Below are 15,582 nucleotides of genomic sequence, written 5' to 3'. Positions count from 1 at the left end.
TCGGTGAGGGGAAGGCGGAGGTGCCGGGGGCGGGAAGCGGAGCGGAAGCGGGGTGGTGGCTGAGGACGGCGGGTGTGACGCGGGAGTGGTGGCACGTGGAAGGCGGCGGCCGGGTGGGTGCGGGGATGTGGCTGGGGGCGGTCGGGTGGGATCAGGGATGTGGCTGGGGGCGGTCGGGTGGGGCGGGCGGTCGACAATGGGGGTATGGCGGGATCGGAGGAGCGGGCGCGGCACTGGCGGTACGAGGCGCTGCCCGGGGTCGATCTGCTGCGTGCCCGGTACATCAGGAAGACGTTCGTGCGGCACACCCACGAGCACTTCGTGATCGCCGCCATCGCGGACGGCGTCGAGGTCTTCCACCACCGGGGCTCCGACGTGTCCGCGGGGGCGGGCGCGCTCGCGCTGGTCAACCCGGACACCCCGCACACCGGCCGGGCCGGCGTGCCCGAGGGCTGGAGGTACGGGGCCGTCTATCCGGCGCCGGACCTCGTGGCGCAGATCGCCGCCGAGACCACCGCCGTCCGGGGCACCCCCGGCTTCGTCAGCCCCGTGCTGGACGACCCGTACAGCGTCGCCCTCGTGCACCGGGTGCTGCGCGCCGCCGACGAGGGCAACGCGCTCGCGGCCGACACCCTGCTGCGGGTCGCGGTCACCCGGCTGCTGCGGCTGAACGGCGGTCCGCTGCCGCAGCGGCAGGTGCGTACCGCGGGCGCCCGGCTGGCCGCACGCGCGCGTGCGGTGCTGGAGGAGCGGATGGCCGGACCGCCCACCCTGGAGCGGCTCGCCACCGACCTCGGCACCAGCCCCTTCGCGCTGCTGCGGGCGTTCCGCGTCGCCTACGGCATGCCCCCGCACACCTGGCTGACCGACGCCCGGGTGCGCCGCGCCCGCCTGCTGCTGGACGCCGGCACGGCACCCGCCGAGGCGGCCGTCGCCGTGGGCTTCACCGACCAGCCGCACCTCAACCGGCACTTCGCCCGGATCGTCGGTGTCCCGCCGGGCGCCTACCAGCGCGAGCGCAAGAACGTACAAGACGCGCGGGACGGCCGTCCGTAACGTCCTGGGCGTGGCACAACAGACAGCACTCGCAGACATACGCGGCGAAGACGGGCCGAAGCCCGACTCCGCCGTCGTCAGGGACGCCCTCGGGGTCGGGGTCGCCGTGGGACTCTCCGGGTTCGCCTTCGGGGTGACCTCGGCCGGCAGCGGCCTCGGCCTGCTCCAGACCTGCGCGCTCAGCCTCCTGGTGTTCACCGGCGCCTCCCAGTTCGCCCTGGTGGGCGCACTCGCGGCCGGCGGCAACCCGCTGACCGCGGCGGCCGGTGCCCTCTTCCTCGGGGTGCGCAACGCGTTCTACGGGTTGCGCCTCTCGCAGGTGCTGGCGCTCCCGCGCGCGGTACGGCCGTTCGCCGCCCAGTGGGTGATCGACGAGACCACCGCGGTCACCCTGGCCCAGCCGACGCGGCGCGCCGCCCGGATCGGCTTCACCGTCACCGGGCTCAGCCTGTACGTGCTGTGGAACCTCACCACCCTGCTCGGTGCGCTCGGCGCCAAGGCCGTCGGGGACACCGGCGCCTGGGGTCTGGACGCGGCCGGGCCCGCCGTCTTCCTGGCCCTGCTCGCTCCCATGCTGAGGACCACGACCGACCGCGCGGTCGCCGCCCTCGCGGTGCTGCTGGGGCTCGGCCTGCTGCCGGTGCTGCCGGCCGGGGTGCCGGTCCTGGTGGCCGCGCTGGCGGCACCGGCCGCCCTGTTCGTCTCCGGCCGCCGGTCCGGCCGCGACCGCACCCGCGACGAGGCATCCGAGGAGACCCGGTGAACTTCTGGATCGCGATCGGCGCGACCGCCCTCGGCTGCTACGCCGTCAAGCTCGCCGGGCTGCTGGTGCCCGCGGGCGTGCTGGAGCGGCCGATGGTGCGGCGGCTGGCCGCCCTGCTGCCCGTGGCCCTGCTCGCCGCCCTCACGGCCCAGCAGACGTTCGCCGACGGGCACGCGCTCGTGCTGGACGCCCGGGCCGCGGGGCTCGGGGCGGCGGCCGTGGCGCTGGTGCTGCGGGCGCCGTTCCTGGTCGTCGTCGGGGTCGCCGTGGTGGTCACGGCGGGGTTGCGCGCCGTGACCGGCTGAGACTTCCGTCACCCGGCCCTCCTCAGCCGGCATCCGGCAGTCGACTTCCGTCACCCCACGAAGCGGCCGTACGCCCTGAGCGTGTGCAGGGCCTCGATCGTCACCCTGGGGCGGGCCTCCAGCGAGGCGGCCGGTGTCCACTGGCGCCAGCGGATCGGCCAGCCGCCGTCCGCCTCCTGTTCGGCGGCGAGGAAGTCGAGCGAGCGGGTCATCTCCTCGTCGGTGAACCAGGCCCGCGCGAGCGAGTCCGGGGACTTCGCGAAGTCGTGCGGGAAGTGGTGCTCGCGCGGGGCGTAGCCGGGTGCGACCGGGTAAGCGCCGAGGCGCCCGGGGTCCAGCGCGGCCAGGCGCTGCTCGCGCACCAGACGGCCCAGCCGGTCGGCGGCCGCCTCCGCGCGCGAGCGGTCGGGCACCGTGTCCAGGAAGGCGACCGCCGCCTCGATCTCGTAGGGGTGCGACTTCTCCAGGTACTCGATCGCCTGCCAGCAGAAGTCGGTGGCCCGGAACAGCCAGGCGTGCCACACCTCGTTGCGGTGCAGCAGGCCCACCACCGGACCGGTGGCCAGGAGCTCGCTGGGCGGGTCGTCGACGACCGGGACGAACGGCGCCGCCGGATAGCCGCGCTGGCTGGGACGGACCGCCGGCAGCGCCCCGTCCGCCGTGGAGACGGCCGTCAGATAGCGGCACACGCGCTCCACCCGCTGCCCGCCGCACCGCCCGATGGCGTCCAGGACCCGCAGCGCGTGCCCGGTGTGCAGCGGCTGGCTCACCGGGCCCCGCAGATCGGGCTCCAGAGCGTGTCCGTAGCCGCCGTCCTCGTTGCGGTAGGCGTCCAGCGCGCTCTCCACCGGATCGGGGTCGCCGTTCAGGAAGTGGTAGGAGAAGAGACGCTGCTCCAGCACGCGCGCGGTGAGCCACATGAACTGTTCGGCGCGGAAGAGCGGGGAGTGCGCCGGGGGCGTAGGGGGGAGCGGGGAAGCTCCGGTTTCGGCCATGCGCAAGACCGTAGGGCGGAAAGCGGTCTCGGCAGGCGCTCCCGGGCAGGGCCCACTCTCAGGGGCGGGATACTGGTTTCATGCGGTTGACGGTTTTCTGGCAGCGGATGGCGGAACACTTCGGTTCCGGGTACGCCGACACCTTCGCGCGCGATCACGTGATGACGGAGCTCGGCGGGCTGACGGTGCACGAGGCGCTGGACGCCGGCTGGGAGGCCAAGGACGTGTGGCGCGTGGTCTGCGCGGTCATGAACGTTCCGGGAGAGAGACGCTGACCGTGCACGGAGATCGGACAAGGGCCACGCGTTGTCAGTGGCGTAGGCGAGACTTGCACCGTGGTATCCACTGACGAGGACGGGCGGACCGCCCAGGACGCATTCCCGGCCGACACGGCCGACACGACGCCGCGCGCCGGATCACCGGCCGCCGGCGCCGCGGTACCGGGCGCCCGCATGCCGCGCTGGCTGCCGCGCGCCATGGTGCTGGCACTCGCCCTCGTCGCCGCCTTCCAGCTGGGCAGCTGGGCCTTCCACCAGCTCACCGGACTGCTGATCAACATCCTCATCGCGTTCTTCCTGGCGCTCGCCATCGAACCCGCGGTGAGCTGGATGGCCTCCCGCGGCATGCGCCGCGGGTTCGCGACCTTCCTGGTCTTCCTCGGCCTGGCGATCGCCACCGCGGGGTTCATCACACTGCTCGGCTCGATGCTGGCCGGGCAGATCATCAAGATCGTCGAGGACTTCCCCGACTACCTGGACTCGGTCATCAACTGGGTCAACCACACCTTCCACACCGAACTGAAGCGGGTCGACGTCCAGGAGGGCCTGCTGCACTCCGACTGGCTGCGCAAGTACGCGCAGAACAGTGCGGCCGGTGCGCTCGACGTGTCCGGGCAGGTGCTCGGCGGCCTCTTCCAGCTGCTGACGATCACGCTGTTCGCCTTCTACTTCGCCGCCGACGGCCCCCGGCTGCGCCGCACCCTGTGCTCCGTGCTGCCGCCCGCCCGCCAGGCCGAGGTGCTGCGGGCCTGGGAGATCGCCGTCGACAAGACCGGCGGCTATCTGTACTCGCGCGGTGTGATGGCGCTGATCTCCGGGATCGCGCACTACATCCTGCTGGAGGCCCTCGGCGTGCCGTACGCGCCCGTGCTGGGCGTGTGGGTGGGGCTGGTCTCGCAGTTCATCCCCACCATCGGCACCTATCTCGCGGGCGCGCTGCCCATGCTGATCGCGTTCACCGTCAACCCGCTGTACGCGGTGTGGGTGCTGGTGTTCGTCGTGATCTACCAGCAGTTCGAGAACTACATGCTCCAGCCCAAGCTGACCTCCAAGTCGGTCGACATCCACCCGGCGGTCGCCTTCGGCTCGGTCATCGCGGGCACCGCGCTCCTCGGCGCGGTCGGCGCACTGATCGCCATCCCGGCGGTCGCCACGCTCCAGGCGTTCCTGAGCGCCTACGTGAAGCGTTACGACGTCACGGACGACCCCCGGGTGCAAGGGCACCGCCGGCGGGGCACGGGCGGCCCCGGGCCGCTCACGCGCGCGCGGCGCCTGGTGCGGCGCCTGATATGGCAGCGGCCGGCCGAGGGCTCCGGAGACACTCCGTCCTGACGGCCGCCGCGATCAGTAGGTGAGTACCGCCCACACCCCGGCGGCGGCGACGGCCGCCGCGTAGCAGCCCACCGCCGCGGCCACGACCCGCCACCGGGTCTGCTCGCTCCACGCGGTGCGGGACAGCAGCCGGGCCAGGGCCGGCAGGACCAGCACCGCGTGCAGGCTGACCCCGTGCAGCGGCTTGAGCGGGGCCGTCGAGTCGTACGCCGCCTCCTGGTGCCCGGTCCGGACGAGCACCACCCCGCGCGCGATCATCGCCGCTCCCGAGGCGAGCGCCACCAGCAGGACCGCGAACCCGGAGCGCACCGCGAGCGCCATGCCGACGGGACCGGCCGGCCGGCGCCGGAAGGACACCACCGCGAAGACGGTGAGCAGCACCACCAGGACCCCGCCGCCCACCGCGAGCATCATCGACACCGCGGTGTCGAAGGGCGTCTCCATGTCGAGGTGCGAGGGCACCCGGCGCCACGCCTGCAGGGTGATCCCGCCGACCTCCACCACACAGTCGGCGGCGAACACGAGCAGCAGGACGGTCCGCAGCCGCTCCCCGACCCGCAGGTAGGAGGTGACCCAGGTGACCGCCATCAGTGTCAGCCCGAAGGAGAGCCCGAACGTGACGGGCTTGCGCCAGGAGACCGGCCCGTACCAGGGGCCGCCGTCGACCGCGAACACCACCAGGTGCGCCAGACCGGAGAGGACGAGCAGCACCCCGGTCGCGTGACAGAGACGCTCGGCGGGGCGCACCCGGGTCAGGATCCCGGTCGGCGGGTTCGCCGGTGGCTTGCGCGGCGGACTCTTCAGGGAGGAGGACATGCGCCCAGCCTCCCGGGGCCCGTCCGCGCGGTCGTCGTCCGGCCGAAGGCACCCGCCGTACGCCTCGCGGAGTAGGGGGATCAGGAGACCGTGGCGGCCGGTGGGGTCCACCGGCGGGTGCGGGGGACGGTGCCCGGGACGCCGTAGTCCTTCTTGAGGTGTTCGGGGATGGCGTAGTGCATGACGCGGCCACGGGTGAGAGAGGACAGTTCGAGGACGGTGGTGAGGTGGCCGAGGCGGTCCAGGGCCCAGGCGCCGAGAGGGGAGCGGTCCTCGATGGTCTCCAGGACGCCGAGGAGGTGCGGTACGACCTTGACGACGGTGTCCCACGGGGTGCGCGGCACCTCCAGCCAGTCGGCGCAGGTGTCGCCCACCAGGTGGCGGATCAGGGCGGAGACGATCGGGTCGAAGAAGGTGCCGGGGACGACCTCCTCGTACAGGTCGATGAGCTGCCGGGTCAGGACCGCGCCCTCCCCGGAGGGGCCCATGTGGCGGACCATGTACAGGTCGAGGAAGGCGCGTGCTTCCTCGAGGGTCTTCGGGACGGCCTCCTGGTCGACGCCGAGCATGGCGCCCACCACCCGCCACGCGTAGTAGTACGCCTCCGCGCCCTCCGTGGACAGGTGGACGCCCAGCCGGTGCAGGCTGTCGAGGACCAGCATGGAGAAGAACATCTGCCCGCCGATCATGTCCTCCTGGCAGATCGGCGTGCCGAGCGCCTCGGTGTCCCAGCGGTTCTCGCGCCTGAGGTGGTGCCGGATGGAGGCGTGCAGCAGGCGCACCTTCTGGGCGGCCGGGACGAAGCGGCTGCCGGCCTCGAAGGCGTCGGGCCGCATGAGGTAGACGGTGAACTGACCGGTCTCCGCCATGCGCTTGGACGGGTACTTCAGCCCGTGCGTGGCCGACAGCAGCTTCGCCACGCGCGGGACGACGTAACAGGCGGGCATGGCGGCGAAGGACAGCGCGGTCGAGATGTGCACGTTGTTGTCGATGAAGAACAGCCGGGCCTTCTCCATCTCGCCCCAGTCCACCCAGGACGGCGGCACCCGGGTGGCCTCCAGGTACTCGCGCGCGACGTCGGGCAGTCCGTCCGGCAGGGGAGCGCCGGCGGTGGAGACGTAGCGCATCAGCGTGTTGAACGTGCCCGCCTCCCCGCGCTCGAAGAGTGCGGCGACCGTGGCGTCGGCGAGTTCGTCACCGGCGTGCCGCAGGGTGTCCAGCGAGGCCTCGGTGTGCATCACGGCAGGGCTCCTTGTCATCGCGGGTCGGCGCAGGCCGTCGCAGGTCGTCGGGGACGTCGCGGGTGCCGTCGCGGGTCACCCGTGCGGGTCAGGACAGGCGGACCGCGGCCGAGTGGGCCAGCGAGGTCAGGGCGCCGGCGGCCGGGGCCGGCACGTTCAGTTCGTGGAGGGCGTCGAGCGCTTCCGCGACCCGTGCGCCGATCATGTGCTCGATCCGGTCGGGCGCCCCGAGCCGGCACATCACCTCGCGGACCGCGTCCAGGCCGTCCGCGTCCAGATCGCGGCGGCCGAGCAGCGCGCCCAGCCGCTCCCGGTCGTCGGCACGGGCGAGGCGCCAGGTCTCCGCGAGCAGGGCGGTGGGCCGGTGGCCGCGTACGTCGTCGGCGTTGGCCTTGCCGGTGTGCTCCGGTGCCCCGAACAGGCCGAGCAGGTCGTCGCGCAGCTGGAAGGCCTCGCCCAACGGCAGTCCGTACGCGGAGTACCCCGCGCGCAGCCGCTCGCCGGCCCCGGCCAGGGCGCCGCCGATCAACAGGGGCTGCTCGACGGTGTACTTGGCGGTCTTGTAGCGGATCACCTTCAGCGAGGCCATGGTGTCCGGACCGGCTCCGGTGCGCAGGATCTCCAGGCACTCGCCCGCGATCAGCTCCCGGGCCAGCACCGACCACAGGGGGCGAGCCCGGGCGAGGTAGGCGGCGGGCAGCCCGCAGGTCGCGAACAGCTGCCCGGCCAGTGACATCAGCAGATCGCCCACGAGCAGCGCCAGCGACCGCGCGGTGTCCTCGGCGTGCGGACGGTCCCGTACGGCGGCGCGCAGGGCGATGTGCGGGGTGGGGCGGCCGTGCCGCAGCGGGCTGTCGTCGATGAGGTCGTCGTGGACGACGGCGGCGGCGTGCACCAGTTCCATGGAGGCCGCCGCCCGCACCAGTGCGTCGCTGTCCGGCTGGCCCACCGCACGCCAGCCCCAATAGCAGAACGCCGCCCGCAGCCGTTTGCCGTCCGTGACCGCCGCCTCCAGCTGCTCCGCCACCGGGGCCAGCAGCGGGTCGACCGCCGCGAACAGGTCGGCCTCCTCGGCGACGAACCGGCGCAGCACCTCGTCGACGCGGTTCTTGAAGGCGCCCGGATCCCAGCGGTCAGTCATCGCCTGCGGTCCGCCGGGCGAGGGCGTGCCGGGCGAGGATCTCCAGATGGGCCGGGGGCACGGTCGCGTACCGGTCCAGGACCAGGCGCCCCCGCGCGGTGAGGTCCTGCTCGGCCTCCGCCGCCAGCGCGCCGGCGTCCGAGCGGCGCAGCAGCCCCCGTAACGTCCCGAAGGCGGTGCCCGCCGTGCTCACCGCCAGATCGGCCAGCCCCGCCGCCAGCAGCACGGCCTGCTCGTCCAGACCGAGTCGTCCCGTCTCACGTGTCATGCGCTCTCCCACCCACGGCACCAACGGGCGGCGCTCTCCCGGCCGCCTCTTCGAGCATCGCGGCACGACGGGTGCGGGCAGGTGGAAACTCACGATCGGGTGAACGCCCTGCCGGGTGGTGCGGATCGCCGTGCCGCGGTCCCGTCACCGGCTGCCGCCCCCGGCACGCAGCGCACTCCCGCTCGCGTGCCGCGTACGCCCGGAGCCATGGGCGAGCGGCGAGTGAGGGGTGGGTGAGCGCCCTGCGGGGAAGTGGCGGGAGTACCGAGTGGTGCGCTTGACACAAAAATCGAACATCCATTCTCATGGAGGCTCCGGCACGGCTCGCGGCGGGGATCCCAGCGGCAGTTCGACATGGTTTGGGCGGAGACATCCCCGAGTTGTCCACAGGTCGAACCGGCGTCGGGGCGCATTGTCAGTGGCAGGCGTTAGCGTCTTTGACGTGAAGCGATCGACTCAAGCAAACCGGGTGGAACCCATGGCAGGAACCGACCGCGAGAAGGCGCTCGACGCCGCGCTCGCACAGATTGAACGGCAATTCGGCAAGGGCGCGGTCATGCGCATGGGCGAGCGGGCCAAGGAGCCCATCGAGGTCATCTCGACCGGCTCGACCGCGCTCGACGTCGCCCTCGGTGTCGGTGGCCTGCCGCGCGGCCGTGTGGTGGAGATCTACGGACCGGAGTCCTCCGGTAAGACGACCCTGACCCTGCACGCCGTGGCCAACGCGCAGAAGGCCGGCGGCCAGGTCGCGTTCGTGGACGCGGAGCACGCCCTCGACCCCGAGTACGCGCAGAAGCTCGGCGTCGACATCGACAACCTGATCCTCTCCCAGCCCGACAACGGCGAGCAGGCCCTGGAGATCGTGGACATGCTGGTCCGCTCCGGCGCCCTCGACCTCATCGTCATCGACTCCGTCGCCGCGCTCGTCCCGCGCGCGGAGATCGAGGGCGAGATGGGCGACAGCCACGTCGGTCTCCAGGCCCGCCTGATGAGCCAGGCGCTGCGGAAGATCACCAGCGCGCTCAACCAGTCCAAGACCACCGCGATCTTCATCAACCAGCTCCGCGAGAAGATCGGCGTGATGTTCGGCTCCCCGGAGACCACGACCGGTGGCCGCGCGCTGAAGTTCTACGCCTCGGTGCGTATCGACATCCGCCGCATCGAGACCCTGAAGGACGGCACCGAGGCGGTCGGCAACCGCACCCGGGTCAAGGTCGTCAAGAACAAGGTCGCGCCGCCCTTCAAGCAGGCCGAGTTCGACATCCTCTACGGCCAGGGCATCAGCCGTGAGGGCGGTCTGATCGACATGGGCGTGGAGCACGGCTTCGTCCGCAAGGCCGGCGCCTGGTACACGTACGAGGGCGACCAGCTCGGCCAGGGCAAGGAGAACGCGCGCAACTTCCTCAAGGACAACCCCGACCTGGCCAACGAGATCGAGAAGAAGATCAAGGAGAAGCTGGGCGTCGGTGTCCGCCCGGAGACGCCCGCCGCCGAGCCGGGCGCGGACGCGGCGGTCACCACCGCGGCAGCCACGGACGACGCCGCGAAGATGGTGCCCGCCCCGGCCGCCGCCAAGGCCACCAAGCCCAAGGCCGCCACCGCCAAGAGCTGACGCCGTGACACGACGAACCGACTGGGCCGACCACGAGTACGCGTCCCCCGGTGCCCCACGGGGGAGGGGCACCGGGGGCGACCCGGGCTCCACCGGGGACGGCGACGAGGCCTACGGCACGGGCGGCGACAACTACGGGGGCGGCACACACGGGGGCGACGCCGCGTACGCCGACGGCTTGTACGACGACGGCACGCACGGCGGCCCGGGCGGGCCCCGCGGGCACGGGTCACCCGGCCGTGGCTCGCGGAAGTCCGGGACGCGCCGTCGGCGTGGCTTCGGGGAGCCGTCCGGTGAGGACGGAGGTTCCTCCTCCTCGTCGAGGGCCGAGCAGGGGGAACCTCCTGCGGACCCGGCTGAGCGGGCGCGGGCGATCTGTCTGCGCCTGCTCACCGGGACCCCGCGCACCCGGAAACAGCTCGCGGACGCCCTGCGCAAGCGGGAGATCCCGGACGACGTCGCCGAGGAGGTGCTGTCGCGGTTCGAGGAGGTCGGGCTGATCAACGACAGCGCGTTCGCGGACGCCTGGGTGGAGTCCCGGCACCACGGCCGGGGGCTGGCCCGGCGCGCACTCGCCCAGGAACTGCGCACCAAGGGCGTCGACTCGGCGCTCGTCGACGAGGCCGTCGCCCAGCTTGACTCCGAGCAGGAGGAGGAGACGGCCCGCGAACTCGTCGCCCGCAAGCTCCGCTCCACCCGGGGCCTCGACCGCGACAAGCGGATCCGCCGCCTCGCCGGCATGCTCGCCCGCAAGGGGTACCCCGAGGGCATGGCCCTCCGGGTCGTCCGGCGGGCGCTGGAGGAAGAGGGCGAGGACACGGAGTTCCTGGAGGGCGGGGACTTCTGACGGGGCGACAGCCGCCGCGGGGGTGGGGTTAACCCCCCGTCAGGACACCGGACCACCGCAGTGCCCCGGGCCCCGCGTGTCGACGACGGTGTACGTCATGACGCTGCTGCGCTACGCCCTCAAGACCATCCGTGCCCGCAAGGCCGGTTTTCTCGGCGCCTTCCTCGCCCTGCTCTGCGCGGCCGCCCTGATCACGGCCTGCGGCACCCTCCTCGACACCGGCCTGCGCGGCACGATCCGCACCGAGCGCTACGCGGCGACCCCGGTCGTGGTCTCCGCCGACCAGTACGTCCACCGGACCACCGTCAAGCACAAGCACGGCAAGACCAAGGTCAAGCACAAGGCGAAACCCATCGCCGAGCGCGCCTGGCTGCCGGCCGACTTGGAGGCCGGACTCGCCCGTACGCCCGATGTCGCCAGGGTGGTGCCCGAACTCACCTTCCTCGCCCAGCCGCTGACCCCGGCCGGCACCGGCGGCCGTACCGCCTACGGGCACGCCTGGGAGTCCGCCGCGCTCACCCCGTACCGGCTGGTCACCGGTACCGCGCCGCAGGCCGCCACCGACCTGGTGGTCGACCGCGATCTCGCCGCCCGTGCCCGGCTGCGGCCCGGCGACACCCTCGCCGTGCAGTCGACGCAGGCCCCGCGCGTTTACCGGATCACCGGAATCGCCGCTCCGGCCACGGACGTACGCCACCAGACGGCCCTCTTCTTCTCCGCCGCCGAGGCCCGCAGGCTGGCCGCGCACCCAGGACAGGTCACCGCGTTCGGTGTGCTGCCCGCGCACGGCACCGACCCGCAGCAGCTGGAGCAGGCCGTGACGCGCACGCTGCGCGGTACCACCGCCCAGGTCTCCACCGGGGACGCCCGTGGCCCCGTCGAGTTCCTGGACGCGGCCGCCGCCCGGGTCCGGCTGGTCAGCATGGGCGCCGCCATGGGCGGGACCTCGCTGCTCGTGGCGGTCCTGGTGGTCGTCGGCACCTTCGCGCTCACCGTCCAGCAGCGCCACCGCGAACTCGCCCTGCTGCGTGCCATCGCCGCCACCCCGGGACAGATCCGTCGCCTGCTCGGCCGTGAGGCCCTGGTCATCGGAGCGGTCGCCGGCACGCTGGGCGCACTCCTCGGCCTGCCTCTGGGGACCTGGCTGCACACCAGGTTCGTCGCGCTCGGCGCCGTACCCGCCGCGCTTCAGCACACCACCGGTGTCGTCCCGCCCCTCGCCGCGCTCGCCGCGACCCTGGCCGGGGCCTGGACGGCCGCCCGTATCGCCTCCCGGCGCATCGCCCGGATCCGGCCGACCGAGGCGCTGGCCGAGTCCCGCGTCGAGCCCGCCCGGCCCGCCCGGGGCAGGATCGCCACCGGTCTGCTGCTGCTCGCCGGTGGAGCCGTCCTCGTCGTGCTGCTCACCTCCCTGCGCACCGAAGCCGCCTCGACGCCTGTCACCTTCCTCGCCGTCGTGGTCCTCGCCATCTCCGTCGCCCTGCTCGGTCCGCTGCTGGTCAAGGCGGCCGCGCTGCTGCTCGCCGGACCGCTGCGGCTCACCGGCCACGGTGGCCGGCTCGCCACCGCCAACCTGCGCGGCAACGCCGCCCGGATGGCCTCCGTCGTCACCCCCCTCACCCTGCTCATCGGGATGACCTGCACCGTGCTGTTCGTCCAGTCCACACTCGACGCCGCCGCCCGCGCCCAGGCCCGCGCCGGAGTCACCGCGGACTGGATCGTCACCGCGCGGGGGCCGGGCGTCCCGGCCGATGCGGCACGGCGGTTGCGGGCGCACCACGACGCCGTCACCGAGGTGGTCCGCACGACCGTCCGCATCGGGCTCGACAAGTACCCGGCCCAGGGCGTCACTCCCGAGGGCCTCACCCGCACCTGGGACCCCGGCGTCACCGCCGGCTCCCTCGACCGGCTCACCGACCGCACCGTCGCCGTCAGCGAACTGGCCGCCGACCAGCACCACCTGAAGCCCGGCAGCTCCCTGAAGCTCACCCTCGGCGACGGCACGCCCGCCACCCTCACCGTCGCCGCCGTCTACGCCCGGGGTCTCGGCTTCGGCGACCTCACCTTCGCCCACGACCTCGTCGCGCACCACGTGGACAACCCGCTCGCCTCCTCCGTCCTCGTCAGCACCGCCCGTACACATGCACAACTGACGGCTACGCTGCGTGAGTTCCCGGGGCTCGACATTCTTTCGCCGACCGCCGTCGACGACCTCCGGGCCGCGCGTCAGCAGGACAACGCCGAGGTCAACTACCTGGCCATGGGGCTGGTCCTGGCCTTCACCGCCATCGCCGTCGTCAACACGCTCGCCATGTCGGTCGCCGACCGGGGGCGGGAGTTCGCGCTGCTCAGGCTCGCCGGTGCCACCCGCCGCCAGGTGCTTCGGATGCTGCGCACCGAGGTGCTGTCCGTGCTGACACTCGCCACGGCGCTCGGCAGCGGCATCGCGCTCGCCGTACTCACCGGGTTCAGTGTCGGCATGACAGGCCACGCCGCAGCGACGGTCACACCGTTGCTGTACGTGACCGTCGTGGCGACCGCCGCGCTGCTCGCGCTGGTGGCCGCGGCTCTTCCCGGACGAGTGGCCCTGCGGGTGCCGGTGGTGACGGCGGCGACGGTGAAGGACTAGGTCCGGGCCGCCTCCCCGGGATCGCTACCGCGCGCGCACTCATAGCGTGCGCGCGCAGGCGGGTTCGTTCTGTTCGGGGTGGCGGTAGCTTCGGCCGGTCCCGCCACCCGCGTGGCTCTCCGTATGTCGTCGACTCCTTCGTGGAACAGGCGAGTCCGTGTATTCGAAAGGCGGCACCGCCATGCCCGGAACTGCTCGTGTCCGAAGCGCCCTGGCCGCCTTCGGACTGGTGGCCGGGCTGGGACTGGGTGGCTGCGCGTTCGACTCGACCCAGCGCAGCGGCGACGACGGCCCGCTGGTGATCGGGTTCGTCAACGGAGGGTCCACCCAGTTCCACACCTGCTTGCAGCGGGCCGTGGTGAGGACGGCCAAGGACAACTTCGCCGAGATCGTCACGGCCGACTCGCATCAGGACGCGGCGCGGGAGCTGTCCAACATCGAGGACATGATCGCGCGCAAGGTGGGCGTGATCATCATCCAGACGGTCAGTACCGATGCCCTGGAGAAGGACGTCGTCAAGGCCCGAAGCGCGCACATCCCCGTCTTCCTGACCTCGGTCGACGCCGATCCCTCCGACATCCTGGGGGCGGTCGTCGTGGACCTGGAGGAGGTGGGCGAGCTGGACGCCCAGTGGGTGGCCGACGACGCCGCCGGACGCCGGGTGCGGGTCGGAGTGGTCGCCGGGGCGCCCGGCGCGGCCTCCGACCTGCTCGTCGGCGGGTTCACCAAGGCGCTGCCGGCCAACGCGAAGGTGGTCGCCGACCAGCCGGGCATGTTCGACGCGGCCAGGGCGAGGACCGTCGCCGCGAGCATGATCAAGGCGCATCCCGACCTGGACTACGCGTTCGTCGCCAATGAGGAGATGGCCTTCGGTGTGCGCAAGGCGTTCGACGCGGCGGGGGCCACGGGCGTGCGGATCGTCACCGTCAACGGCACGGACGAGGGGCTGGCGGCCCTCAGGGACGGACGGTTCGCCGCCACGGTCTCCAACTCGGCCGCCGACATGGGTCAGTCGGCGGTGGAGAACACGATCGCCCTGCTGCGTGACGAGAAGACGGACAAGATCGCCAAGGCGCGGATCCGGCTGGTCACCAAGGACAACGCGGATCTCGCGCCGCTGTACTGCCCCACGGACGACTAGGAAGACGGCGAAGACCGGGACGGCTCGGACGGCTGGGGCGTGACCGGCAGGCCCGCCGTCTTCCATGCCTGGAAGCCGCCGATCAGGTCCGTCGCCCGGTGCAGGCCCAACTGGTGCAGGGAGGCGGCGGCCAGGCTGGACGCGTAACCCTCGTTGCAGATCACGACGACCTGGAGGTCGTGACCGGTGGCCTCCGGGGTCTTGTGGCTGCCCTGGGGATCCAGCCGCCACTCCAGTTCGTTGCGCTCTACGACGAGCGCACCGGGTATCACCCCGTCCCGCTCGCGCAGCGCCGCGTACCGGATGTCGACGAGCAGGGCCTCACCGGTGCGCGCCGCGTCGTACGCGTCCTGCGCCTCGATGCGCCGGTAGCCCGCGCGCACCCGTTCCAGCAGCTCGTCGATGCCCACCGGACGCGGCTCCAGCGGTTCCGTGCCGCTCACTGCCAGTCCTCCGGGCGCTCGACCTGCTCCAGGCGCAGCACCTGTCCGGCGCGGCTGTAGCGGCGGATCCGCGGCAGCGGCGGGTAGTAGGCGTGGACGGAGACCGCGTGGTGCTCGGTGGACTCGTTGAGCACCTCGTGGACGTGGTCGCGGCCGAAGGAGCGGCCCTTCCCGGCCGGCAGCCGGCGCTCGCGGTCGACGCCCTCGGAGAGCTCCAGGGTCCGCCAGCCGTCGGTGGGCAGCCGGGTGGCCAGCGAGTACTCCTTCAGCTCACCCGTGGCGGTGAGGAAGGCGCCGACCGACTCGGCGTGGTCGTGCCAGCCGGTGCCGGTGCCGGGGGGCCAGCCGATCAGCCAGGCCTCGCTGCCGGCGGGGCCGTCGAGCCGTACCCAGGTGCGGCCCTCGGGGTCGAGCGGGAGCGAGGCGATCAGCTCGGCGTCGGCGGCCGTACGCCGGACGAAGTCGAGGAGGTCCGCCTGGGTGGGCGCGGCACCGGGCGCAGGGGCGGACGGGGAGACGGAGGACGACGAGAGAGAAGCAGACACGTGCACCGATCCTGATGAGGGTTCGCAGAAGCAGGCGCGGACGGCGCCCGGCGAGAGAAGAGGAATGCGAAGTCAGCAGGACGGAAGACACACGCAGCCCGCATAGCGGACCAGGTCCACATGGACCTTCCGCCACAGGCGCACAGTGGTGTCGTTCACGATGCGGAGTA

16 protein-coding genes and 1 pseudogene are annotated in these 15,582 nt (G+C 72.8%); 9 read left to right on the top strand and 8 right to left on the bottom strand.

All coding sequences use genetic code 11. The features are described from left to right. Positions 1–204 precede the first annotated feature (204 nt). From ACFY6U_RS05310 to ACFY6U_RS05300, 3 genes and pseudogenes are all read left to right on the top strand, one after another. Positions 205–1,038: pseudogene (locus tag ACFY6U_RS05310) on the top strand (AraC family transcriptional regulator); the annotation flags it as partial. A gap of 28 nt (positions 1,039–1,066) precedes the next feature. Further along, positions 1,067–1,819, top strand: coding sequence for an AzlC family ABC transporter permease (locus ACFY6U_RS05305; protein ID WP_390035152.1), 753 nt, complete (start codon positions 1,067–1,069; stop codon positions 1,817–1,819). Continuing rightward, positions 1,816–2,124: an AzlD domain-containing protein gene (locus ACFY6U_RS05300; RefSeq protein WP_390035151.1), complete on the top strand. Its 309-nt coding sequence runs from the start codon at positions 1,816–1,818 to the stop codon at positions 2,122–2,124. Before ACFY6U_RS05305 ends, ACFY6U_RS05300 begins: the two co-directional genes overlap by 4 nt. Before the next feature lie 50 nt (positions 2,125–2,174). On the opposite strand, the gene ACFY6U_RS05295 is transcribed toward ACFY6U_RS05300, so the two are convergent. Further along, complete coding sequence (locus tag ACFY6U_RS05295) at positions 2,175–3,119, bottom strand: hypothetical protein (RefSeq protein ID WP_390035150.1); 945 nt, start codon at positions 3,117–3,119, stop codon at positions 2,175–2,177. A gap of 80 nt (positions 3,120–3,199) precedes the next feature. Between ACFY6U_RS05295 and ACFY6U_RS05290 the strand changes: the two genes are divergently transcribed. Together ACFY6U_RS05290 and ACFY6U_RS05285 are read left to right on the top strand one after the other, a co-directional pair. Next, on the top strand, positions 3,200–3,394 hold the full coding sequence (locus tag ACFY6U_RS05290; RefSeq protein ID WP_351484938.1) for a DUF3046 domain-containing protein: 195 nt from the start codon (positions 3,200–3,202) through the stop codon (positions 3,392–3,394). A gap of 60 nt (positions 3,395–3,454) precedes the next feature. Next, on the top strand, positions 3,455–4,729 hold the full coding sequence (locus ACFY6U_RS05285; protein ID WP_390035149.1) for an AI-2E family transporter: 1,275 nt from the start codon (positions 3,455–3,457) through the stop codon (positions 4,727–4,729). 12 nt (positions 4,730–4,741) lie between these two features. On the opposite strand, the gene ACFY6U_RS05280 is transcribed toward ACFY6U_RS05285, so the two are convergent. The 4 genes from ACFY6U_RS05280 to ACFY6U_RS05265 all read right to left on the bottom strand — a co-directional run bounded on the left by ACFY6U_RS05280 (position 4,742) and on the right by ACFY6U_RS05265 (position 8,195). Beyond that, the gene (locus ACFY6U_RS05280; RefSeq protein WP_390035148.1) at positions 4,742–5,545 is read right to left on the bottom strand and encodes a hypothetical protein; all 804 of its coding nucleotides are present in this window, start codon (positions 5,543–5,545) and stop codon (positions 4,742–4,744) included. Between the two features lie 80 nt (positions 5,546–5,625). After that, the gene (locus ACFY6U_RS05275; protein ID WP_390035147.1) at positions 5,626–6,786 is read right to left on the bottom strand and encodes an oxygenase MpaB family protein; all 1,161 of its coding nucleotides are present in this window, start codon (positions 6,784–6,786) and stop codon (positions 5,626–5,628) included. Positions 6,787–6,874: 88 nt separating this feature from the next. Further along, on the bottom strand, positions 6,875–7,927 hold the full coding sequence (locus ACFY6U_RS05270) for a polyprenyl synthetase family protein (RefSeq protein WP_390035146.1): 1,053 nt from the start codon (positions 7,925–7,927) through the stop codon (positions 6,875–6,877). Next, complete coding sequence (locus ACFY6U_RS05265; RefSeq protein ID WP_390035145.1) at positions 7,920–8,195, bottom strand: polyprenyl synthetase; 276 nt, start codon at positions 8,193–8,195, stop codon at positions 7,920–7,922. Before ACFY6U_RS05265 ends, ACFY6U_RS05270 begins: the two co-directional genes overlap by 8 nt. A gap of 478 nt (positions 8,196–8,673) precedes the next feature. Between ACFY6U_RS05265 and recA the strand changes: the two genes are divergently transcribed. The 4 genes from recA (at position 8,674) to ACFY6U_RS05245 (ending at position 14,424) form a co-directional block, all read left to right on the top strand. Then, a complete protein-coding gene (recA, locus tag ACFY6U_RS05260; RefSeq protein ID WP_390035144.1) occupies positions 8,674–9,807 on the top strand; it encodes a recombinase RecA in 1,134 nt (377 codons plus the stop codon). Between the two features lie 4 nt (positions 9,808–9,811). Then, complete coding sequence (recX, locus tag ACFY6U_RS05255) at positions 9,812–10,654, top strand: recombination regulator RecX (protein WP_390035143.1); 843 nt, start codon at positions 9,812–9,814, stop codon at positions 10,652–10,654. Positions 10,655–10,751: 97 nt separating this feature from the next. Beyond that, on the top strand, positions 10,752–13,283 hold the full coding sequence (locus ACFY6U_RS05250) for an ABC transporter permease (RefSeq protein ID WP_390035142.1): 2,532 nt from the start codon (positions 10,752–10,754) through the stop codon (positions 13,281–13,283). Between the two features lie 181 nt (positions 13,284–13,464). Then, positions 13,465–14,424: a sugar ABC transporter substrate-binding protein gene (locus tag ACFY6U_RS05245; protein WP_390035141.1), complete on the top strand. Its 960-nt coding sequence runs from the start codon at positions 13,465–13,467 to the stop codon at positions 14,422–14,424. Here the strand turns inward: ACFY6U_RS05245 and ACFY6U_RS05240 are convergent. The 3 genes from ACFY6U_RS05240 to ACFY6U_RS05230 all read right to left on the bottom strand — a co-directional run bounded on the left by ACFY6U_RS05240 (position 14,421) and on the right by ACFY6U_RS05230 (position 15,556). Further along, a complete protein-coding gene (locus ACFY6U_RS05240; RefSeq protein WP_390035209.1) occupies positions 14,421–14,873 on the bottom strand; it encodes a rhodanese-like domain-containing protein in 453 nt (150 codons plus the stop codon). The genes ACFY6U_RS05245 and ACFY6U_RS05240 overlap by 4 nt on opposite strands. Next, positions 14,864–15,412, bottom strand: coding sequence for a cysteine dioxygenase (locus ACFY6U_RS05235; protein WP_390035140.1), 549 nt, complete (start codon positions 15,410–15,412; stop codon positions 14,864–14,866). Before ACFY6U_RS05235 ends, ACFY6U_RS05240 begins: the two co-directional genes overlap by 10 nt. Positions 15,413–15,484: 72 nt before the next feature. Further along, positions 15,485–15,556 (bottom strand): putative leader peptide, encoded by a 72-nt coding sequence (locus ACFY6U_RS05230; RefSeq protein ID WP_311737274.1) that lies wholly within the window; start codon positions 15,554–15,556, stop codon positions 15,485–15,487. Positions 15,557–15,582 lie beyond the last annotated feature (26 nt).

The organism is Streptomyces sp. NPDC013157 (genome assembly GCF_042899865.1).
GTDB lineage: Bacteria > Actinomycetota > Actinomycetes > Streptomycetales > Streptomycetaceae > Streptomyces.
Note: the sequence above shows the minus strand (reverse complement) of the source record. Positions and strands in the feature narration are given on the sequence as shown.